Raw genomic sequence first — 21,918 nt, 5'->3', positions numbered from 1 at the left:
TTACAGTGTGTCGATTCATCATTAATCGAGTTATAACTTGTCGACAGAAACGGCTTTACCTTTACCTAGCCACTTACGCCAAGGGAGTGACAATGTCACAAAAATAGTGACGGCATAGAGCATCGACCAGCTTAAACAGATAAACACCAAGGTACAGATGACCAGTGAGAGCATGGCGGTGTATCTAGATGCGCCAGTCAGTAATCGGCAAGCCGCTAACATTGCAAGCAGATAAACCAGAACGAAAATACCGTTGGCGAGTTTAAGAAAGAATTCGAGATCGAGATTAGACAACTCACCAATCACACAAGAGATAAGCGCGACAAAGCCAATTGCTAAGGTTGGGTAAAGTGGCACACCACGGCTATTGAGTTGAGCCATTCTACTTATAGGAGTGTGTTGGCGAGCCTGAGCCCAAATCATACGAGACAAGCTTTGTGTGTAAAGGTTTAGGCTAGCAAAACAAGCAAAGAAACCCAGCATACTAATGACGGTTTTGAAGCCATTACCAAACAGTTGTTCTGTTACCCACGGGATGGATGCAGCATCAAATTCAGGTGAACCATAAGCGCCTAGCTTGATAATAACCACCGAGCAAGCCCAGTACACTATGCCCGCAACGAAACACCCTGCAATGATTGCGATGGGAAAGTCACGCTGTGGATTTTTAAATTCTTCTCCCATGTGAGCAAAGGCTTCTATCCCGACAAAGCACCAAAACATCACCGCTAAGGCTGCGCCAATCGACCACATCGAATCGGACGTCATGGTCGGAACTGCGATGTCAGCTGCTGTGATGTCGGCTTTCCAAACAAAGGCGCTAACCAAGGCGAAAATCGACAAGGCAATCACCGTTTGCAAGCGACCAGAAGACTTACTGCCCATCAAATTGACAGCAATAAGCAGAGCGACGGTAAAGGACTGAGCGCCAAGTGGTGTGTCGAGTGGTGCTGGCAATAGTTGTTGTGCAAAACCTCCGGCCAATGCAATCGCAGCCGGAATACCGACAGGAATAACACTTACAAACAACCAAGCTACACTGGTTTCTAATCGCTCGCTGAATGCTTGGCGCACAAAATAGGCCGTGCCTCCTGCATTGGGGTAGCGTTTCCCTAATGCTGCGAAGGTTAGTGCAATCGGGCAAATGGCGATAAACAGGATTAACCACGCGAGTAGTGACAACTGTCCTGCAATGCCTGCTGCGATGGCAGGGATCATAAATAATCCAGTGCCTAGCAAGGTAGTCGAGAGTTGTCCGATCCCTGAAATAAGCGTGATTTCTTGTTTGAGTTGTGTCATTCGCTCTCCTAGCTATTGGCTTATCATATCGGCCTTCTTGTGCCTGTTTTCTGATGTTTGGGTGATGCTATGAATGAGAGCATACATTGTCGACATCAATAATACAGCTAGCGAAACGTCTTAAGACACCGTCAATTTAACGGTTTTAACTTGATTAAGCGTGAAAGTGTCGGCTGTTCTATCGAGGAGAATTGTGTCAAATTAGTCTCTATAAATAGAACAATAATGGAAGTTATCGTAATCATGGATAAGTTTGATCGCCAAATTTTAGGTATCCTCAAAATTAACGCTCGATGTTCAGTGAGCGATATTGCTAGAGATGTGAGCCTTTCTCGCTCTGCAGTCAATGCTAGAATCAAGAAATTAGAAAACGATAAGGTGATTACAGGATACTGCGCGCAAATAGCAGAACCTGATCAACCTAAGAACGTGATCGCTTATATTACATTGAAGTTTGATCTATCGAGCAGTGAGCATAGTTGTGAGTCTTACGCGAAACGTATCCAGAGTATTGATGAGGTGCAATGGTGCCACTCTATTAGCGGTGAGACTGACATGATGCTTTATGTTGAAGTTGAAAGCATGGAGCGTTTGAATCAAATCCGCGATCGGCTGCAAAGCTATCCAGAGCTTCGACACCTTATGACTCATACTGTGTTGACGGAATTTTTTAACAAACAGAATGCGACGGTGCATTCATGTTAGGCAATATCAACTTAAACCTACTGCGCTCTCTGCATGTGCTTCTTGAAGAGTGTCATGTCAGTCGAACAGCTCAGCGTTTGCACATCACGCAGTCGGCGGTGAGCCGTCAATTGGCTCAGCTTAGAGATCTATGTGGCGATCCTTTGCTGGTTCGTGATGGCAACAAACTGGTTCCGACTAACCGTGCTTTGTTGCTCAAAGGCAAACTCGATGACTTGCTTGGAGAGTTCGACCACCTTTTAGACGATAAACCCTTTGAACCGCAAGACTGGCAGGGTGAACTGGTATTGTCTTCGAGTGACTATGTGGCTCAGTATATTCTTCCTGTTATTGTTGCAGAGGTGTCCGTCGAAGCCCCGAACATTAATTTGGCTTTCCGCTTGTGGCAGCCAAATTACCTTGAAGCTCTGAACGAGTCGGGTATTCATTTGGCTTCCAGTATGTTTCCCACAAAGCCAGAACATGTATCAAGCATTAAGCTTGGTGAAGATAAATCGGTGTGTTTGATGCGCAAGTCGCATCCATTAGCCCACCAATCGGCTTTGAGTGCAGAAGATATTGTCAGCTACTCTCACATCAAAGTGACAGGTGGCGGAGATAAAGACAGCTACGCGGACATAGCATTGAAGAAAAAAGGGCTTAAACGAAGAGTGGCTCTGCAGGTTCCGTTCTTTTCATCCGCTGGAACCGTATTAATGCAAGACGACTATTTGATGATCGTGCCTGAACATATCGCCTATAACCTAGGTAGGCACCTCGATACTGCCTATTTTTCTTTGCCATTTGATACGGAAATGCATACCTACTGGTTAATGTGGCACCCCAAGTATGACAACGACTCTGCACACAAATGGGCGAGAGAAAAGGCATTCCAAGCTATGCAGAAGTCGAGTTACAATATCAGTATGATTTGAAATCATAGATGTAATGATAATCTTTGATTTCAAATAATACCTTCTGCGAATTATGGTAAGTGCTAAGTATTGAGTATTGAGTATTAAGCAAAGAGTGTTCAGCTAGGGCGCTTTGTTTTACTAGGAATGGAATGATGACAGTAACAATTTGGTTTTCTTTATTAGCGATTTGCTTGTTGGGTGCAATGTCTCCGGGCCCAAGCTTGGCGATGATTGCAAAACATAGTCTGGCTGGTGGCCGCATGAACGGGCTTATCGCGGCTTGGTCTCACGCCGTAGGCATCGGTATTTATGCGTTCGCAACCATTGTTGGTTTAGCCGTTGTGCTTGAGCAATCACCCATGTTGTTCAAAGCCATTAGTTTAGCGGGTGCAGCGTATCTGCTTTATCTTGGCGTTAATGCGTTGCGCTCAAAAGGTGGTGTTGCCGCGAAATTGGAAGCGGGTGAGCAGATGAGTTACATGCAGTCTGCTCGCGAGGCTTTCTTGATCTCTATCTTGAGCCCAAAAATCGCGCTGTTCTTCATCGCTCTGTTTAGCCAATTTGTTGCGTTAGGTAATGAACTGACCAATCAAGTGATTATCGTCTCAACACCTCTACTTGTAGACGGTTTATGGTACACATTTATCACCTTGGTGCTGTCTAGCCCTTTGATTGTTGAACGTATTCGTTCGAAAGCGCAGTTGATTGATCGACTATCTGGTGTGGTGTTGATTCTGCTTGCTGTGCGTGTGGTGTGGATGATTTAATCATCACTAGACCTTAAGATCTAAAACGGCTCACAAGAGATTATCTTGTGAGCCGTTTTTGTTTCTACTTATCTAAACGCTAACAGTTAACCTCTAAAAGAAGTTAGCCTGCTGAGTTTAGAACCGAGTCTAATTCTTTCATTGAATCAGCAAAGTAAGGGTTATAGGTCAAACGTGCATGGTTTTTTCCATCTTCACGATATCCCCATGCTGAGTACCAAACTTCACTTGTCGCGTTGCACTGTTCTTCAAAACCTTCCTCTTGACCATTGGAGCAGATCTTCTCACTACCATTAATGCCGTAATACGGGTTGCTTGGTGAGAATAGTAAACCCATGTGGGAACCGTTCGAGATGCGTTGCTCCGGGAGCTTCATGCTGTACTGAACCGCTCGCGGATCATCGAGTGTCGTCTCACCTTGCCAGATCAACACATTGTTTGGGTTGGGCATCGATTCTGTAAACGCTTGTTGAACGAAACTGGTGTCAATCACGCTGTCGCCTTCACTCATCATAATAAACACCGGTTTATCGAAGTGCTTATCTTGTAAGTCATCTCGCACGACTTCTGATGTCTCGTAGTAAACCGAGGCACCGTTCATTGGCAATGAGTTGTAACGCAACACGTTGTCTTCAGGATCTTGATCAGCCCACGTGAAAAAGTAGCTTGCGAGCCCTGCGTATTGAACGGCAGACGAGCTTGGTTGAAACGCTGGAGAGAACAGCAGTAATCCGGAGATCAGTGGATCGTTCATCGCTTGCGAAGTGACGAGATTTGCGCCTGTTGAATAGCCGCCAAGCCAAACAGAATCATACTCTTGCTCAAGTAACTTGGTATGGTGAGCGACCACACCTTGCCAATCTTCTAAGCTCGGTTGCATTAGGTCACCCACACGACTGCCGTGACCAGGAAGTAAAACCGTTCTTACCAAATAACCTTGTTCGGCCAAATGGGTAGCGATGTCTTTAAACGAATAGGGTGAATCACCTAATCCATGGACCAATAACACTGCCTTGCCGTTAGGTTCGGTAGGTTTGTATTCAGTCGGGGAGTTCAGTTGAATCTCAAGCTGCTTGTCTTTTGTCATGAACACGCGGTTTTTCAGCAGCCAATCTTGGGTGTCATTGACGTAGGCATCAAAGTTGTCTTGCTGATAGCTAGGCAAGTCTGGAGATGTTTCGTAAGCGGGTATAGTTGTCTCGTTGGAACAACCAACGAGACTTAAAGTCGTTAAGGCGAGCAGCGTTAGAATGGTATTTCTATGCATTTTTTAATGTTGTCTCTGTTGTGCTTTCACTATATCTGAAACTAAAGTTTAGGTTACTTTTTGCTTGAAAGGTCTTCGTATTCACCTTCAATAACACCGGCATCACTGGTTGATGATTGACGTGTGTTCATGTGAGCTGCGAAACCCTGTTTCTTCATTTGATTCTGAATGCGTTTGCCAGTGATTAAAGCTGCAATAGCTAAAGGAATAGCAAGGATCAAGCTAGTGAATAACGCCAATAGGCCAGTAAACAACGCAACAATCGTAACTAATATATTTTTCATATTCATTCCTCTTTTTCTATGTTGTTACTATATCGCTTCTATTCTGAACGAAACATGAACACCACCAAATAATTCTAGAGAGTCACTATGACACAGGTGTGTGTGGATTGAGAGTTTATATGTAGTCATAATCACGCACTAAAATAAGGGAATAAAGCTAAATTCAATAAAATCAATGGGTTAAAAGTTGGCACGGTTGATGCTCTATAGGGTTTGGAATAAGTCACTGTAAGCAAAGTACTTACAGTTAACTAAAATATTACTGGAGCCCTTATGTTCTGTATTCAATGTGAACAAACAATTCAAACCCCAACCGTAAAAGGCTGTTCTTTCGCACAAGGTATGTGTGGTAAAACATCGGAAGTATCCGACCTTCAAGACGTGTTGGTGCATTCTCTTCAAGGTGTTTCTTTCTGGGCCAATTTAGGCCGTGCTTGCGATGTTATTGATACTGAAATTGACGAATGGGCACCAAAAGCGTTCTTCGCAACACTGACTAACGTTAACTTCGACCCTGCTCGTATTATCGAGTTCGCACAACAATCTCACGAGTTTAAGCAGCGTTTAGAGCAACAGGTACGTGCGGCTGCTACGTTGATCGGTTTTGAAATCCCAGCACTTTCGGCTGCTGCGCAATTCGATCTTCCTACAGATTCTTCAGAGCTATTGGCGCTTGCCCCTCAAGCTGCGGTAAACCGTGGCCACGACTCTCAACATGAAGATGTGATTGGTCTTCGCCTTCTTTGCCTATACGGTCTAAAAGGTGCGGCAGCCTACATGGAGCACGCTCGTGTTCTTGGTCAAACTGACAATGCTATTTTTGCTGAATACCACGAAATCATGGCTTTCTTAGGTACTGACCCATCTGACCTAAAACAACTGCTAGATACGTCTATGCAGATTGGCTTGATGAACTACAAAGTAATGGAAATGCTGGACAAAGGTGAGACAGATACATTTGGTCACCCTCAACCAACAACCGTGAACGTGAAGACTAAGAAAGGCCACTGTATTCTTGTTTCTGGTCACGACTTGCATGATCTAGAAAAGATCCTTCAACAAACTGAAGGCAAGGGCATCAACGTTTACACTAACGGTGAGATGCTACCTGCACACGGTTACCCTGAACTGAACAAGTACCCACACCTTGCGGGTAACTACGGCAGCGCTTGGCAGAACCAGCAAAAAGAGTTTGCGAACTTCCCTGGTGCCATCGTAATGACATCTAACTGCCTGCTTAACCCTGATGTAGGTTCTTACGCAGACCGTCTATTTACACGTAGCATCGTAGGCTGGCCGGGTGTTGATCACCTTGAAGGCGACGATTTCAGCGCAGTAATCGACTGTGCTCTTGCGCAAGAAGGCTTCAAACACGATGAGATCGAGCAAATGATCACTGTCGGTTTTGGTCGTAACGCACTGATGGAAGCGGCTCCGGCGGTTATCGAGCAAGTAAAAGAAGGCAACATCAAACACTTCTTCCTAGTCGGTGGTTGTGACGGTGACAAATCTGAACGTAGCTACTACACAGACTTCACAGCTCAAGCGCCAGAAGATTCAGTAATCCTGACACTTGCATGTGGTAAATTCCGTTTCAACAAAAACCAATTCGGCGACATTAACGGTATCCCACGTCTGTTAGATGTTGGCCAATGTAACGATGCTTACTCTGCGATTCAGCTTGCTATCGCACTGTCTCAAGAGTTTGATTGTGGTATCAACGAACTTCCGTTAACGCTAGTTCTATCTTGGTTCGAGCAAAAAGCGATCGTTATCCTGCTTACCCTGTTCGCTCTCGGTGTGAAAGGTATTTACACAGGCCCTACAGCACCTGCGTTCCTAACTGAAAACCTACTTAAGATTATGCAAGACGAGTTCGATATGCGTTCTATCTCAACGCCAGAGCAAGATCTTAAAACAATCTTAGCGGCTTAATTTAAGCCAACTCTAAGCCCCGTTGTTGTGACGTTTTTCTAAAACAGACAACGGCGGGGCTTTTTCGATTTAAATCTTTAGTCATTTAATCATCTAGTCATTAGCAAGGTACACGAACTATGTATGCATGGTCGGATAGCGATTCAATCAATTTAGTATGTTTAAAGAAATGGCACGAGACGCCAGATACGGTCAGCTTTGAGCTTGGCAGCGTTCCACAAGACTTACATTTCAACTTTAAGCCAGGGCAATTTATTACTCTGGGTTTGGATATGCCGGCGAAAACGGATTACCGTGCTTATTCTGTAGCGTCTTGTCCTGAAGATAACCGCCTGAAACTGACGGTAAAGCGTGTGGAAGGTGGCTTGGTTTCGAACTTTATTGTTGATGAACTTGATGAAGGTGATGAGGTTTCTGTATTGAAGCCTGCTGGTGCGTTTAACTGTATTGATTGCATGCCAACGACGACAAAAAAAGTAACGTTAGTGAGTGCGGGTTGCGGTATCACTCCGGTGATGGCGATGGCAAAGTATTGGTTGGCTCAAGGCATTGATGTTGAAATCGATTTTGTTCACATGGCACGTAATCGACGCGAGACCATCTACTTTGAAGAGCTTAACCAACTTGATGAGACACACGCTAACTTTAACCTTAAGTTGCTTCTGAAAGACAGTGAAGGAACAACTGCTCCCCAAGGTCGTCTAGACAAGAGTTGGTTAGTAACACTCAGCCCAGACATCTTAGACAGAACCGTTTACTTGTGTGGGCCGGTTAGCTTTATGCAAGACATAGAGAACTACCTGAAAGAACTTGAGTTCAACATGGATAACTTCTACCAAGAAAGTTTTACTCCCGCGACTCAAAGTAATAATTCACTAGCCAATAGCAATACTGCTTCAGAAGAATTAAAAGCAGAAGCGTCTGCAGATTCAAATGGTGCCGTTAAGGTGTTTGTTCCTGCATTTGGCGCAGAAGTAGAAGCGGAGGCGGGCACACCACTCGCTGATTCATTAGAGAAAGCCGGTGTCCCGATTATTATTGCTTGTCGCAGTGGGATTTGTGGTTCGTGTAAGTGTAAAGTAACCAAAGGTTCGGTGGAGTCAAGCAGCCAAGAGACTTTGACGCCAGAACAGATTGAACACGGTTATGTACTCGCGTGTTCGAGTTCGATTCAGTCAGATGTTGAGATTGAGTTGTAACAGATGTGAAGTGAAGCTTTCCAAGAGTGACGAGGATAAAGTTCTTGTCATAGCGATAAAAGTTAGCTTGCCAGATGTAAAAAGGCCACTTAGATCAGATAGAGAGAGCAGATCTAAGTGGCAACCTTCCTGTTTATACGGGGGAGTAAAACAAGAAGGGTTGCAAAGCCCATTACAGACCTCGCAGATATAATTATTATGTTGTGGAGCTGGTTACCTAAAACTGTTTATAGAATCTAAGGAAGTAATAGAATCTAAGCATTTTACAGGCTCTAAGCAGTTTATACTTCAGGGTAAGTCTTGTAGCGCACACCCATCATCTGTTCCATACAGTGAACAACCTGACAGCTGTAGCCAAACTCGTTGTCGTACCAAATATAAAGAACAGCACGGTTGTCTTGTGCGATAGTCGCAACACCGTCAACCACACCAGGGTGGCGAGAGCCAACCAAGTCCGTCGATACAATCTCAGTCGAATCTGTGTAATCAATTTGTGCAGACAGAGAAGAAGACAGCGCCATTTCACGCAGGTACTCGTTCAATTCTTCTTTGTTTGTGCCTTTCTCAAGGTTTAGGTTTGCTACTGCCATTGAAACATTTGGCGTAGGTACGCGAATCGCATTACCTGTTAGCTTACCTTCCATTTCTGGCATCGCTTTTGATACCGCTTTAGCAGCACCAGTCGATGTCAGAACCATGTTCAATGATGCAGCACGACCACGACGATCGCCTGAGTGGAAGTTATCGATTAGGTTTTGGTCATTTGTAAATGAGTGAACCGTTTCAATGTGACCAGACAGTACACCGAATTTATCGTGAACCGCTTTCAATACTGGCGTGATTGCGTTTGTCGTGCAGCTTGCAGCAGAGATGATCGTGTCTTCTGGTTGAATGACATTCTCGTTCACACCAAATACTACGTTCTTGATGTCGCCTTTGCCTGGCGCAGTCAGTAGTACTTTCTTCGCACCGTTACACGCAACGTGTTGGCTTAGGCCTTCAGCGTCACGCCATACACCTGTGTTATCAACCACAAGTGCATTTTCAATACCGTAAGTCGTGTAATCTACTTCTTCTGGCTTGTTTGCGTAGATAACTTGAATGAAGTTGCCGTTAACGATGATTGCTTTACGTTCTTGGTCAACTACGATGCTGCCGTTGAACTGGCCGTGAACAGAGTCACGACGAAGTAGGCTAGCACGCTTTTCTAGGTCGCCGTCTTTGCCACCACGTACAACGATTGCACGTAAACGAAGTGGGTAACCTGGGCCACTTTTCTCGATCAATAGACGAGTTAGCAGTCGGCCAATACGACCAAAACCGTACAATACAACGTCACGAGGTTCTGTCATTGCATCGCCTTGAAGCGATTCTACAAGTGCAGTTTGTAGAAAATCATCCAACCCGTGAGTGTCTTCGCGATCTTGCCAGAATGCATGGGCAAGGCGACCAACATCAATACGACATGGAGACAAGTCCATAGAGAGAAGGTGTTGAATGATTGGTTGAGTCTGTTCTGCTGTAAGAGGAGAACCAGTGTAACGTTTTGCGATACGGTGAGCTTTGATGATGTCGATAGTTGTCGCGTTAACCAGGGTCTTACCGAAGAGGATAACTTCTACGCCTTTTTGACGGTATAACTGACCTAAAGTTGGAGCGATGGATTCAGCAATAGTTTGACTAGTTTGCCAGTCTAGGAGGTGCTTTTCGGGACTCATCTTTACTCGGGACCTTTCACGTTAAGTTTCTGCATTCATGGCGGTTGTAGGGAAGCCAATCAGCATAGGGGATTTGAGGCATCAGGCTGTGGTCTTTATTGCCACTTAAATGTGCTTGATATGCCTTGTGTGCAACTTGTAATTTTTATGTGGCAGGATTGTAAGGTACGACGGGTTATTCTGCTAGGAAAAATAAATGCAGACAAATTATCTGTAAGTTGGCTTCATATTAGCCATAAATCAAGTTTTTAGTGTCGATAAAGACTATTGACTTTAACAATCTGTAGCACTTATTTTTCGCCAAAAAATACTCAAATCAAAATATTATATGTAATAAAAGTCATAGTGATCATTAAAGGTGTGATCGTTAGCTCAAGTTACACGCAAACAGTAAACGACAAATAAGGTGATCAATGCGTTTTCTTCTTCGACCTTTGAATGTGCCGAATTCGAGTGCGAAAAGTGCATGACGCAAACGATTGGATCTCACAAATTTCACTTAACTTCGGTGTTTGTTGGTTTATAGAGTCGTTACTCCCAACCTTGTGGAGCCGAGAAGCGTGGCCGTTTGCTTATTATGCGAGTGATAATAACTGGATAAAGCTTGCTTCGTTAAACTTCACTTGTTCATACCTCGTTTGTTTACAGCTCTCTCATCTATACTCCTCCTGTTTAAACATCTTGTGTCTAGAGCTCGCGTGTTTAAAGCACACTTGTTTAAAGCACAATTGTTCAAAGCATATTTGTTTTAAGTCTATCTGTTTAAGTAACAGCCCCCCTTTAAAGCCTAAACATGGAGGTAAGTTGATCATAATTTACCGTTCTGGGCTCAGAGTATCGTTTGTTCATATCCAATTTGATCAATAAGTCCTGTTAATGTCCTATTCTTAACTTGGGCTAGGTAAAATTACTTTCGGGAAGGGAGTCGTTATAAAAATGATAAACATGTCAATTAGATGGCGTCTTATATTTCTTTCCACGGTTTCTGTATTCATCATGTTTGGTTTTACAGTCAATGAAGTGCTCAAGAACGATAAGAAGATGAATCACCTTGAAACAACTCGTATTAAGGTTGAAGCGCTTCAATCTTTTAATACCGTTTCCAGCGATGCTTATCGATGGTTGGTTCTGTCTAATGACTCTCCAGAGAAAGAGCTGCTGCTTTTAAAGCTGCAAGCTGATTTAGCTAGACTCGCTCAGTACGAGAAACAGCTTCGACAGTTCGACAGCAATTGGACTGTTGAACCACAGTTGGTTGAGCTTAAGAGTGTGTTAGCGAAACTTGCTCGCGTAACCTCCAGTATGAACAGCGACGCAACACAGATTACTGACAACAACACGCAACTGACAGAGCAGGCCTTCGATTTGCTAAAAGGCGTGTTAATGGAGCTATCTGAGTATCGCATTAACATCGTGGATGAAAAGATCAGTCAAGCTGACGCGATGTTTATTAATCTTACTCACTACGTGTTTTGGACTCAGCGAGAAGCGTGGTTGAGCTACCGCTTGTATCGTTCTCCAGAGCTGATAGATCAATATTTATTGAGTTATGTTGGTGCTTTAGAAAGGCAGCAGCAGTTATTAGATACGTTTTTCCGTTCTGGAAGCCGTTCGCCTGAAATTAGAAAGCTATTAAGTACGTTTTCTAAAGATGAATTTCAAAACCGTTTTACAGCTCGAATCCTCAAAGGTGACTTCTCGTCGCCTGAAATATATGAACATGTGGAAGGTTTAGAACGAAAGAAGTTAGCGATTTCAAAGGCAGTGGGTGCTTACACTAAGCAATTACAGTTTGATCTGACCAAAAATATAGCACTGCAAAAAAGGCAAACCTTAGTTATGACATTGCTTATTCTTGTCGTGTCAGGTGCGTTGTTGTGGCTTGGTGTAGCGACATCTCTTCGCTTAAATCGAAACCTATCGATTATTTTGAAAGGGGTGTCTGAATGCGCGGATAGCTACGGCAAGCCCAAGGTCATTCATATTCAAGGCAACGATGAACTTGCCGAGTTCACTGAAACTTTGAATCGAGTGATGGAGCGCAACTATCAACATAACAAAGAGTTAGTAGAAGCAAAGGAAGATGCAATTTCGGCTAACAAGGCCAAGAGCGCATTTTTAGCCAATATGTCCCATGAGATACGTACACCACTCAACGGGATTATTGGGATGGCTGAGATCTTATCTCAAAGCCAACTGAGCGCGAATCAACAAGAAGTGTTAGGAGACATCGAATCGTCTTCTCACTCATTACTGGTTCTGCTTAATGACATTCTTGACCTGTCCAAAATCGAGTCGGGCAACTTAATGCTATCGCCACACAATGCTGATCTGAGAGAGGCGGTTTACGACTCAGTAAGTGTGATTTTATCCAAAGCGATAAGTAAAGATATCGAACTCGACATCAATATCGATTCCCAAACTCCACCGCAGCTGTTTTTCGATGAGTACCGTGTAAGGCAGGTGCTGACCAATTTGCTGTCTAACGCCATCAAATTTACGGCAAAGGGCACGATTACGACGGACATTGCATACACACCTATGTCTTTGGGGCGAGGCAAGCTGGAATGCAGTGTGTCTGATACCGGGATTGGGATTGAGCCAGAGAAGCTAGAGTCCATATTTGAACCTTTCACTCAAGAAGATGGCAGCATTACTCGCCAATTCGGTGGGACAGGGTTAGGCCTTGCGATTTGTCGACAGCTTGTTGATTTGATGGGGGGTTACATTACCGCGCGTTCAGTGAAAGGAGAGGGCTCAACGTTCACTTTTTGTTTGTATGTCGACACTGTCGAAACTCATGTTCAAACCTTCGAAAACCTAAGCCGTGCGACTATTATCTCGAATTCTTTCAATTACCTAGATCAACTGGTCAAAGAGTGTGAACGCTTAAATGTTCGACCTAATGTTGTGTCATCCATTTCGGATCTTGATGAAAACCTGAAAGAAAGTGACTTCATACTTTATTGTCATACGCTGCATCACTCCATGGATAAAGATCTTGCGACGCTGAAGGCGTTATACCCTTTGGCTCGCGTTATCGTGTGTCAGCATCATCTCTTTAAAACCAATCTAATCACAGAAACGGTTCACTCAACTCATACATTGCCATTCTTGGGGCGACGATTCTTAAATAGCTTACAATCGCTTGATGTCGGTGAAGAACAAGCGCCGGCGGTGGAAGCAAAAGATGAAGAGGTTCGTTCTCTGAATCGACGTATTCTGATTGTTGAAGACAACCTGATGAATCAGAAGATAGCGAGCTTCTTCCTTGAGCAAGCGGGCTATGAATATTTGATTGCCAGTAATGGCCAAGAAGCGGTGGATGTCATCACTCAAGGCGCTCAGTTTGATGCCATCTTAATGGATTGCATGATGCCTGTTATGGATGGAATAACGGCGACCCGTGCGATTCGACAGTGGGAGAGTGACCAACAAGCCGCACCATTACCCATCATTGCTTTAACCGCTAGTGTGCTGGAAGAAGACATCAAAGATTGCTTTGAAGCGGGCATGAATGCCTACTTGCCGAAACCTTATAAATCCCACCAACTGTATGACCTTTTCAGTAGCCTTGATATTGTCTAACTGGCTCATTATCAAGGCTAGCACTGTACGATTTAGCGAACTTCTAACCCAAGGTTGTATTGCGCAAGGCAGCGACCGACATAACTAATCTTTAGTAATGCAGCCACTAAGATCGTGCTGATGTGTGCGACAATTTGAATTGGCAGTGAGAAGTGATCGGCCATCGGATAAGCAACAATAATACTGAGTAGCATAAGCAAGGCGGTGGTTGCTAGACTGAAGTTTGAAACAGAAAGTAGCGTTTGAAAGCGTTGAGTCATCGTCTTCATATTGAATTCCTAATTGCTATTAATAATTATGATACTCGTTATCAATAGCAATTAGCGTTCCAGTTTTATTTTAATCATTAAATCAATTGGTTAAAGTATCCCACTAATTATTTGAGTCATAATGACTTAGATAATTATCAAGTCTTTATGACACTATCGAGTGGTTACCACTGTCTAAATCCGCAAGTATCGATGTGGAATCGAACACCAGAATACAAACCCAGCCCAACGTTATTTTTTTGCCCAAATTCAGCATGAATCTTTTTAAGTTTCACGTGTAGATCTTCGCGAGTAATATCATTCGCAGGTACTAAGTCTAAGGCGCAGAATTCCAAGTGTTTACTTCGCAGTGCGCCGCCAGCTTGTTGATTGTAGATATTGGTTCGCTCTCCGGACACAGGGATAACAACGCCAATTTCAGGCTCAATATATTGTTGTATGTACTTAAGGGTATTGATCATGTTTGGCACATGTTTCTTATTGGGAAGGGTGAACAGGGTCGTATTGCTCATTGCCCAATCCGTGCCTTGCAACAAGACTAAATGCAGAGGCATGCTCTGAGTGATGCCGTTGTCTTTGAGTTGTTGACCGATCGCTTTGACTTGATCTTGGGCGTGGTTAAGGAGCATCCAACCTCGAAATGCTGATCGGGTCGGAACCTTGTAGCCATGAACATCGACCACGAGATCGTCATAAGTGATTTCGGTTTCTTCGGTATAGAGTTTCTCAAATTTTTCAGGGTAAGGTTGTGTCGTTGATAACGCCAAGGTAATCAGAATACTTCCGTACATAAAGTCTCTCCATCGCTAGTGTACACTCGTTATTTAGTTTGATACTGCTGTTGAGTTTCATTCATTTTGCTTAGGTACGCTTAAGTCTAGACGGTTAGGTCTAGATGCTTAAGTATAGACGCTGGAGTTTAGGTACAAAAAAACCCACTACTAAGAGTGGGTTACTAACATTGTTACAAGTAAATTAGCGAGGTTAGATTACTTCTTACCTTGAGTTTGCTTGTCTTCTTCTGTTAGTTCACGAATGCGGCGGCTGATGTCGCGACGAGCTTTAGAGATCTCTGCACTCTTGATGATGTGATCATCAACGCGGTCTTCGTAGTCAGCTTTCATGTTTTTGATAATGCCTAAGATCTCGTCGTGAGTCATCTCTGGCTTGATGTAATCAAGTAGGTTATCAAGAAGGTCGACACGCTTGCGGTTGTCGCGAACTTTCTTTTCGTTGTCTAAAAGTTCACGCTTAAGTTTGTTCTTACGTCGTGCTTGGTTAACAATTTCAAATACGCTGCTCATAGATTCCTTTTCCTAATCGTCAAATACGTTGTCTGGTTCTGATTAAAGCACATCAGTTAGTGTTGTAACAGTCTTTAGATCAAAGCAAAAGTAAGGTTGTATAATTATTCGGCACTCTCGCTAAAGTGCGATTGTTTTTATCTAACTGTTCAAGTTAGTATCCAGTATAGACACGGCATTGATACGAAATGTGAAATGAATCAACAACAACTGGAAACAGAAGATTTGGGCGACGATGTCACTGAACCTTCGGCAGAGCAAAACAAGCTTCGTGATGCGTATGTACAAGAACGTACTTATTTGGAAGTCGTGGAAATAGAGCTAAATCGTTCTAACATCATAATGATTGATGAACAAGGCAGAAAGAAACGAGTACCGATTTTGTCTGAGCATTAGCCATTACTGGTTGCATTGTTAAATGTTGAGATGGAATTATCAAAATAATAAAAAGGAAAAACGATGAACACAGTACTTTCCCCAATTGAAGCGAGAATTATCGGTTGCTTGATCGAGAAAGAAGTCACTACCCCGGATCATTACCCGTTAACGTTAAACAGCTTAACGACTGCATGTAACCAAAAGAGTAACCGTGAGCCAGTTCTCTCTCTGTCTGAGTCGGACGTTTTAGATGCGGTTGATGGTTTGATAGCTCGCCGCATGGTGAGTGATGAGAGCAGCTTCAATAGCCGTGTTAATAAGTATCAGCATCGTTTCTGTAATACTGAATTTGGGGATTTGCAATTTACAGAGCAAGAGCGCGCAATCATCTGCTGTATGCTGCTTCGCGGGGCGCAAACGCCTGGCGAACTGCGCACTCGTACTGGTCGTCTTGCTAATTTTGGTGATGTGAAAGAGGTTGAAGCGACACTCGATAAATTAGCCGTAAGAGAAGCGGGTGCTTTAGTCGTGAAGCTACCACGTGAAGCGGGTAAACGTGAATCACGCTACCAGCACTTATTGAGTGGTGAAGTGGATGTTGAAGCGTTTGCGACGGCATCGGTAAGTACGACAGCACCCTCTGCGACAAGCGAAAAGTTTGAAGAGCTTGAATCAGAAGTCGCAAGCCTACGTGAAGAAGTGGCAGAGCTTAAGGCTCTGGTTGAATCACTGCTTTAGATGTCTGAGTCTGATAAAAATGCGGATTGGGTCGTGTACTTAATCCGCAATCGTCACAATGCCCTTTATTGTGGCGTGACGAATAATTTAGAACGTCGATTTGAACAACATCAAACGGGTAAAGGTGCCAAAGCGTTAAAAGGTAAAGGCCCACTTAAGCTAGTTTGGAGTTTTGGTGTTGGATCAAAAAGTGAGGCGTTGAAAACCGAATACGCGATCAAACAACTACCAAAATCTCGCAAAGAAAAATTGGTATCACTCAAACTAATTATTGAGTGGCAACAAGACAGAATTCAATATATCGAAGTCTCATAATTCATAGCTAAAATGTGTGTTATTGATTAAATCTTAATAATGTAATGGACTATAATAAATCAATATAAGCCTATGAGTTTTAACGGTAATCACTCTTGATATGAATGGGCTTAAATCATCATTGAACTCGTTGTTCTTAATCTCCATTCCAAATTAACACATTGCTCATTTAGAATGTCGTTCTAATTAGTGTTAGACGCTATCATTTATCATCGTTGTCCTACATAATATCTTTCAGCCATACAAAGAGATGGTGTCATGCTAGGTTAAAAAATGAGCCAAAGTAGCTCATATAAAACGAGAAAAATATGAAACGTTTACTGATGTTGTTTGGACTTGCCGTATTTTCTGCGTCCGCTCTCTCCCATGGTACTCATGTCCTCAATGGGTACTGGGAATACCAAGATTATCTTTCCAAGTTTCCAGAGCAAAAAGCACTGACCGATAAAATGGTCGAAGCTGTGCAAAATCACCCTGTGCCATTGAGACGAGCTCAGAATGAGCCTATTACGATTTCAGTCGTGTATCCGGGTCAACAGATCTCTGATTATTGGGTTCGTAATATCCAAGCTTTTGAGAAACGTCTCGATAAGCTGAGAATTCGCTATCAAATAAACCAAGTGTTTACACGTGTAAATGCAGATGTTTCTCAGCAGAGCATTTCTTTGCAAGAGGCGATTGAAAACAAGACGGATTATTTGATTTTTACGTTAGATACTACGCGTCATCGTAAGTTTATTGAGCACGTGTTGAACTCTACTGACACCAAACTGATTCTTCAAAATATTACGACCCCAGTTCGAGCGTGGGCTGATAGACAGCCATTCATGTATGTGGGTTTTGATCATGCGACCGGTAGTTTGAAACTTGCAAATTATTTTAAAGAAGTTAGCCAACCAGCAAGTAAGTATTCTGTTTTATACTATTCGCAAGGTTACATCAGTGATGCGCGTGGAGATACCTTTATCCATGAAGTGAATACTGGTACTCATTTTGATCTTAAGTCTTCGTTCTACACAAGATCTGATAAAGAAAGTGGTTATCAAGCGGCTAAAATCAGCATAGCGAACGATAAGGATCTAGACTTTATCTATGCGTGTTCAACCGATGTCGCTTTGGGCGCAGTAGAAGCCATTCGTGAATCTGGTCGAGATATCTTAGTTAATGGCTGGGGAGGCGGATCCGCTGAACTTGAAGCCATTGCAAAGGGCGATTTAGATGTCACAGTCATGCGTATGAATGACGATACCGGTATCGCTATGGCAGAGGCGATCAAGTGGGACCTAGCTGGATTGGAAGTTCCTACGGTTTACTCTGGTGAGTTTGAAGTTGTGACCAAAGATGATTCACCAGAACGTATTTCAGAACTTAAGCAGCGAGCATTTAGGTATTCAGGTCAATAATGAAGAAAAGCTACGCCAGTACACCTAGGAACACCTTAGCTAAACTCATTACGCGTATCATTATTTTAGTGATAGGCGTGATGGCACTTGGCGTACTTATTCATAATTATGAAACCAGCAGTAATATCGTAAAGCAAGAGACGAATCGAACGGTCCAGCAAACCTCTAGCTTGATCCAAAATATGTTTGATTACCGTTTGTCGGTGCTGCAAATCCATCAAGACAGTAGCTCACATAGTGAAACACTCAGAGCGTATTTTGATACCCACAATGAAGAGGCTCTGAGTTATTTCTTTTTTGGTGTTGACCAAAGAGAGCCGGATCATGCGCCGGATCTTCGCTTTGTTTCTACTCATGACGGTTTGGCTTGGGAAGATGGCAACGGTCAGTTTTATGGATTGGATGAGTCCAACCTAAAACATATCTCTGATGAGGTTTCATTTAGTAGTAACTGGCATTTCATTAAAGTGATAACCGATATTGGTAAGCGTCATTTGTTGGCTCGCCGAACCCCTATTGTGGATAACAAAACAGGGGAGGTTCTTGGCCAGCTCTATATCGCGATCGTACTTGATAACAATTTCTCTCTGGCTGAATCTATTCAGAAGGGCAGTAACTGCGAAAATATTGTTATCGAAGCGCACGGTACACCGGTTACGTCGACATTCAGTGGCGATGAAAGTTACACAATAACGGACATCCTCAACTACAAAATGTACGAGCAACTGCCTCGTCATTTCGTCACCATCGCGACCATTAAGATCAATGCCGTTGAAACGCCCCTTACCATTCGAGCTGTCCAAAAGAACACTAACTTCATTGCGTTAGAAGAGAACTATGAGCGAGCGATCATTGTTGTGATTGTGGTGATCATATTGATGTCTTTCTTTGCGCGAGCTTGGATTCAAAGAAAGGTGGCGGCTGAACTCGATAAGTTGATGGACTTTACTCGCTCAGCAAGTGACGGCGAAGAGTACAACAAGTTCGATGGCTCCAACATTTTCGAGTTTCATCATATTGGTTGCACCCTTGAGGACACTTTTGAACGTTTATCTGAACAGAACCAAAAGTTCCAAGATCTCTTTAACTTTGCTCATTCACCTATCTTGGTTTGGTCTGATAAAGGTGACTTAATTCAGATGAACCCCGCTGCTCGTATGGCGCTATTTGACGCCGATGATAACTACGGAGCAGTGGCTCAAGAGTTTGAGCATCGCATGCTACCGAATATCCATATGGTGGTTCAAGGTTCAAAGCTGACGGGCATTAACGTGCCAATTGGTGGGAAGGTATTTCGTTGGAACATGTCTGCAATTCGCGTTGAACACGGCATCACAGGTGTCGTGGTACAAGGCCAAGACATTACTAAGCTCATTGAAGCCGAGAGGCAGGCCGATCGAGCAAGAGAAGAAGCTGAGCACCTTGCGAATGTACGTGCAGATTTTCTAGCTAAGATGAGCCATGAAATCCGTACACCGCTTAATGGTATTCTTGGTGTTTCTCAGTTGCTGAAGCGCTCTATACACAGTGAAGATAACCGTGAACAGGTGGATGTACTTTGCAATAGTGCGGAACATTTGCTGGCGGTACTTAACGATATCTTGGACTTCTCAAAGATAGAGCAGGGGCAGTTCAATATTCAAAAGAAAGACTTCCGTTTGGGTGAACTGGTTAATACATTAGACAGTATCTATCGTCCGCTTTGTGGCGATAAATCGATCGCATTTACTATTGTGAATCATTTGGCTGATGACATTGAAATAAACACCGACCAAGTGCGCCTGAATCAAATCATGTTTAACTTGGTGAGTAACGCTCTTAAGTTCACTCACCAAGGCGGTATTTCCGTTAGTTTTGAACTCGAAAGTATCTTTAACTCAGATCATGCGAGTTTGATCGTTCGAGTGAAAGATACCGGTATTGGTATTGATGAAAACAAGATTGACGCTGTGTTTGAACCCTTTGTTCAAGCCGAAGAAACCACGACTCGTGAATATGGTGGGACAGGGTTGGGCCTAACGATTGTAAAAAATCTGGTCGATATGCTGGAAGGGGATATTCAAGTCCGCAGTGAGATAAACCAAGGTTCGGAGTTCATTATAGAAATTCCGGTGGAAGTGCACTCTAAGCCGCTATTGGACTTGAAGCAACACGCTGATATCGAACCAGAGGCGTTGTTTAGCCGATCTTTGAACGTATTGCTGGTGGAAGACAATCACACCAATGCCTTTATTGCGCAGGCTTTCTGCAAAAAATATGGCATGGTGGTGACATGGGCAAAAGACGGTTTAGAAGCGCTAGAAATGGCTAAGGCGACAACCTATGATCTTATTTTGATGGATAACCAACTTCCCAACCTTGGTGGCGTTGAAACTACTCAGCAACTTAGGAATGATATTGGCGTTACAGCCCCGATTTATGCGTGTACCGCGGATGCTCAAGCGTCGACAAGAGACAGCTTTATGGCTGCTGGGGCTAATTACGTGATTGTAAAACCCATTAAAGAAGAGTCGCTACACCAAGCATTTGTTCATTTTAAAAACTCACATTGGGATGTAACGAACCACTGATCTAAACCTTTGAAAGTGCGATAGAACAAGTGCTGTGAATAAACTTTACTTGAAGACGCATTTATACAAAGCCGGCAACAAAGGCTTGCTCCAACAGCAGCGTTTTTAACTCGTCACTCATATCTAGGTGTTCAGGGAACTGAATGCCTAATAGCCAACCTTGGCCTTGTCTTTTTTTGCTCACTACGTTGTAGACCTGTTCGCTATCTAAGTACTCACTTAAGACTGAGTTTACTTGTATCTTCCAACCGACATCGATATCGGATTGCTGGGTAATATAGACGCCACAGCCTGAGACTGAAAAATCGACCAGAGTGGCATCTAATGACAAAGTATCAAAGGTAACTTCACAGCTGAGTCGTACCTTATATCTTTCGTGTTCACGGATAGGCTTGGTCGCAAAGCTTGAAGGCGGACGAAGGAAAATAAGGTGTGCTGGCGAGGTGATATGAGCCAGTACGTTGGTTTTAAACGCGACAATGTGTCCAAGTTCGGTGTCGGTGATGGCACGAACAATAATATCCACGTTGATGAGTTTTCTGAGCGTCAGTGCTTCTGTCGCTTTTTGTGACAGCTCAAGGACAAGGTATTGTTCTTCTTTGTGTCCGATATAGAGTGTAGTGATCTGGATCGAGTCGTCTGGGCCAAATTCTAATACACCTGCTGTTTTTGTACCGGGTTTGAGGTATCTAAACAGTTCTAAGTTTTTATCTTTATGCATATTCGTTACTGAACAATGTTAATCGTCTGATAAAATAATATAACGTCCTGATAAAACTATGTCATTAGTTTCATTGAGGTAATTTGCAGTATTCGTTCAAAAAGTGAATCGCTGTCTCAAGTAAACAACGGCTTACTCTTGTCGTAAAACAAGATACACTGCTGACAGATATATACTTGATGGAGAAATAGTAAATGGAACTGGAAACCTTATTAAATACTCTGGCTGAAACCCCAGAAAGCGTGCAATTTGAAGATACAATGCAAGTGATCGAAGCTCACTATGTTTTTGCGGAGAGTGAATTTCGCAATGGTGAAGTGGTGAATACCGCAGGGCAGAATAATGGTTCGTGTAAGATTTTTGCTTTTGGCTTAGAGCAAGGTTTATCAGCGGAGCAAACACTTGCTTGTTTTGGTCAATTTTATCGTAACGACGTGCTAGGTTTTCCAGAGAACACCGACCATCAAAATATCCGTAACTTCATGGTTCATGGTTGGAACGGTATACAGTTTTCTCAGCCTGCGCTGGTTGCAAAAACGAAGTAGGCACTAACCAAATAAAT

At 43.3% G+C, this 21,918-nt stretch carries 20 protein-coding genes; 12 read left to right on the top strand and 8 right to left on the bottom strand.

Going from position 1 to position 21,918, the window contains the following annotated elements; genetic code table 11:
• Positions 1 to 30 precede the first annotated feature (30 nt).
• Complete coding sequence (gene yjeH / locus M4S28_RS25215; RefSeq protein ID WP_108110947.1) at positions 31 to 1,299, bottom strand: L-methionine/branched-chain amino acid transporter; 1,269 nt, start codon at positions 1,297 to 1,299, stop codon at positions 31 to 33.
• Positions 1,300 to 1,542: 243 nt separating this feature from the next.
• Between yjeH and M4S28_RS25210 the strand changes: the two genes are divergently transcribed.
• From M4S28_RS25210 to M4S28_RS25200, 3 genes are all read left to right on the top strand, one after another.
• Positions 1,543 to 2,004 carry an Lrp/AsnC family transcriptional regulator gene (locus tag M4S28_RS25210; RefSeq protein WP_249633771.1) on the top strand — a complete coding sequence of 154 codons (462 nt, stop codon included), beginning with the start codon at positions 1,543 to 1,545 and terminating at the stop codon, positions 2,002 to 2,004.
• Complete coding sequence (locus tag M4S28_RS25205; protein WP_249633194.1) at positions 1,998 to 2,918, top strand: LysR family transcriptional regulator; 921 nt, start codon at positions 1,998 to 2,000, stop codon at positions 2,916 to 2,918. The genes M4S28_RS25210 and M4S28_RS25205 overlap by 7 nt, the downstream gene beginning before the upstream one ends.
• A 134-nt stretch (positions 2,919 to 3,052) precedes the next feature.
• Positions 3,053 to 3,667 (top strand): LysE family translocator, encoded by a 615-nt coding sequence (locus tag M4S28_RS25200; protein ID WP_029221972.1) that lies wholly within the window; start codon positions 3,053 to 3,055, stop codon positions 3,665 to 3,667.
• A gap of 103 nt (positions 3,668 to 3,770) precedes the next feature.
• On the opposite strand, the gene M4S28_RS25195 is transcribed toward M4S28_RS25200, so the two are convergent.
• Both M4S28_RS25195 and M4S28_RS25190 read right to left on the bottom strand, forming a co-directional pair.
• Positions 3,771 to 4,934 (bottom strand): alpha/beta hydrolase, encoded by a 1,164-nt coding sequence (locus tag M4S28_RS25195; RefSeq protein WP_249633193.1) that lies wholly within the window; start codon positions 4,932 to 4,934, stop codon positions 3,771 to 3,773.
• A gap of 53 nt (positions 4,935 to 4,987) precedes the next feature.
• Positions 4,988 to 5,218 (bottom strand): hypothetical protein, encoded by a 231-nt coding sequence (locus M4S28_RS25190; protein WP_004730036.1) that lies wholly within the window; start codon positions 5,216 to 5,218, stop codon positions 4,988 to 4,990.
• A gap of 273 nt (positions 5,219 to 5,491) precedes the next feature.
• On the opposite strand from M4S28_RS25190, the gene hcp reads away from it, so the two are divergent.
• Together hcp and M4S28_RS25180 are read left to right on the top strand one after the other, a co-directional pair.
• Positions 5,492 to 7,153, top strand: a complete 1,662-nt coding sequence (gene hcp, locus M4S28_RS25185) for a hydroxylamine reductase (protein ID WP_004730037.1) — start codon at positions 5,492 to 5,494, stop codon at positions 7,151 to 7,153.
• 119 nt (positions 7,154 to 7,272) lie between these two features.
• The gene (locus M4S28_RS25180) at positions 7,273 to 8,352 is read left to right on the top strand and encodes an FAD-binding oxidoreductase (protein ID WP_249633192.1); all 1,080 of its coding nucleotides are present in this window, start codon (positions 7,273 to 7,275) and stop codon (positions 8,350 to 8,352) included.
• Positions 8,353 to 8,633: 281 nt separating this feature from the next.
• On the opposite strand, the gene M4S28_RS25175 is transcribed toward M4S28_RS25180, so the two are convergent.
• A complete protein-coding gene (locus M4S28_RS25175) occupies positions 8,634 to 10,070 on the bottom strand; it encodes a glyceraldehyde-3-phosphate dehydrogenase (protein WP_004730041.1) in 1,437 nt (478 codons plus the stop codon).
• 996 nt (positions 10,071 to 11,066) lie between these two features.
• Between M4S28_RS25175 and M4S28_RS25170 the strand changes: the two genes are divergently transcribed.
• Entirely contained in the window at positions 11,067 to 13,658 is a 2,592-nt protein-coding gene (locus M4S28_RS25170) for an ATP-binding protein (protein WP_249633770.1), read from the top strand.
• Positions 13,659 to 13,690: 32 nt separating this feature from the next.
• On the opposite strand, the gene M4S28_RS25165 is transcribed toward M4S28_RS25170, so the two are convergent.
• From M4S28_RS25165 to M4S28_RS25155, 3 genes are all read right to left on the bottom strand, one after another.
• Positions 13,691 to 13,927 carry a hypothetical protein gene (locus M4S28_RS25165; RefSeq protein WP_004730045.1) on the bottom strand — a complete coding sequence of 79 codons (237 nt, stop codon included), beginning with the start codon at positions 13,925 to 13,927 and terminating at the stop codon, positions 13,691 to 13,693.
• Positions 13,928 to 14,091: 164 nt separating this feature from the next.
• Positions 14,092 to 14,718 (bottom strand): D-Ala-D-Ala carboxypeptidase family metallohydrolase, encoded by a 627-nt coding sequence (locus M4S28_RS25160; RefSeq protein WP_004730047.1) that lies wholly within the window; start codon positions 14,716 to 14,718, stop codon positions 14,092 to 14,094.
• Between the two features lie 198 nt (positions 14,719 to 14,916).
• Positions 14,917 to 15,231, bottom strand: a complete 315-nt coding sequence (locus M4S28_RS25155) for a DUF496 family protein (RefSeq protein ID WP_004730049.1) — start codon at positions 15,229 to 15,231, stop codon at positions 14,917 to 14,919.
• A gap of 195 nt (positions 15,232 to 15,426) precedes the next feature.
• On the opposite strand from M4S28_RS25155, the gene M4S28_RS25150 reads away from it, so the two are divergent.
• The 5 genes from M4S28_RS25150 to luxQ all read left to right on the top strand — a co-directional run bounded on the left by M4S28_RS25150 (position 15,427) and on the right by luxQ (position 20,635).
• Complete coding sequence (locus M4S28_RS25150) at positions 15,427 to 15,627, top strand: hypothetical protein (protein ID WP_249633191.1); 201 nt, start codon at positions 15,427 to 15,429, stop codon at positions 15,625 to 15,627.
• Positions 15,628 to 15,690: 63 nt separating this feature from the next.
• Positions 15,691 to 16,347, top strand: coding sequence for a YceH family protein (locus M4S28_RS25145; protein WP_249633190.1), 657 nt, complete (start codon positions 15,691 to 15,693; stop codon positions 16,345 to 16,347).
• Positions 16,348 to 16,662: a GIY-YIG nuclease family protein gene (locus M4S28_RS25140; protein WP_004730056.1), complete on the top strand. Its 315-nt coding sequence runs from the start codon at positions 16,348 to 16,350 to the stop codon at positions 16,660 to 16,662.
• A gap of 308 nt (positions 16,663 to 16,970) precedes the next feature.
• Positions 16,971 to 18,065, top strand: a complete 1,095-nt coding sequence (locus M4S28_RS25135) for an autoinducer 2-binding periplasmic protein LuxP (protein WP_249633189.1) — start codon at positions 16,971 to 16,973, stop codon at positions 18,063 to 18,065.
• Positions 18,065 to 20,635, top strand: a complete 2,571-nt coding sequence (gene luxQ, locus M4S28_RS25130) for a quorum-sensing autoinducer 2 sensor kinase/phosphatase LuxQ (RefSeq protein WP_249633188.1) — start codon at positions 18,065 to 18,067, stop codon at positions 20,633 to 20,635. Before M4S28_RS25135 ends, luxQ begins: the two co-directional genes overlap by 1 nt.
• Positions 20,636 to 20,696: 61 nt before the next feature.
• On the opposite strand, the gene M4S28_RS25125 is transcribed toward luxQ, so the two are convergent.
• Positions 20,697 to 21,356, bottom strand: a complete 660-nt coding sequence (locus M4S28_RS25125) for a PilZ domain-containing protein (RefSeq protein WP_102491108.1) — start codon at positions 21,354 to 21,356, stop codon at positions 20,697 to 20,699.
• Between the two features lie 194 nt (positions 21,357 to 21,550).
• Here M4S28_RS25125 and M4S28_RS25120 point away from each other — a divergent pair, with 194 nt between their 5' ends.
• On the top strand, positions 21,551 to 21,901 hold the full coding sequence (locus M4S28_RS25120; RefSeq protein ID WP_017082477.1) for a HopJ type III effector protein: 351 nt from the start codon (positions 21,551 to 21,553) through the stop codon (positions 21,899 to 21,901).
• Positions 21,902 to 21,918 lie beyond the last annotated feature (17 nt).

Origin of the sequence: Vibrio sp. J383 (genome assembly GCF_023503985.1) — a bacterium.
Lineage (GTDB): Bacteria > Pseudomonadota > Gammaproteobacteria > Enterobacterales > Vibrionaceae > Vibrio > Vibrio splendidus.
Note: the sequence above shows the minus strand (reverse complement) of the source record. Positions and strands in the feature narration are given on the sequence as shown.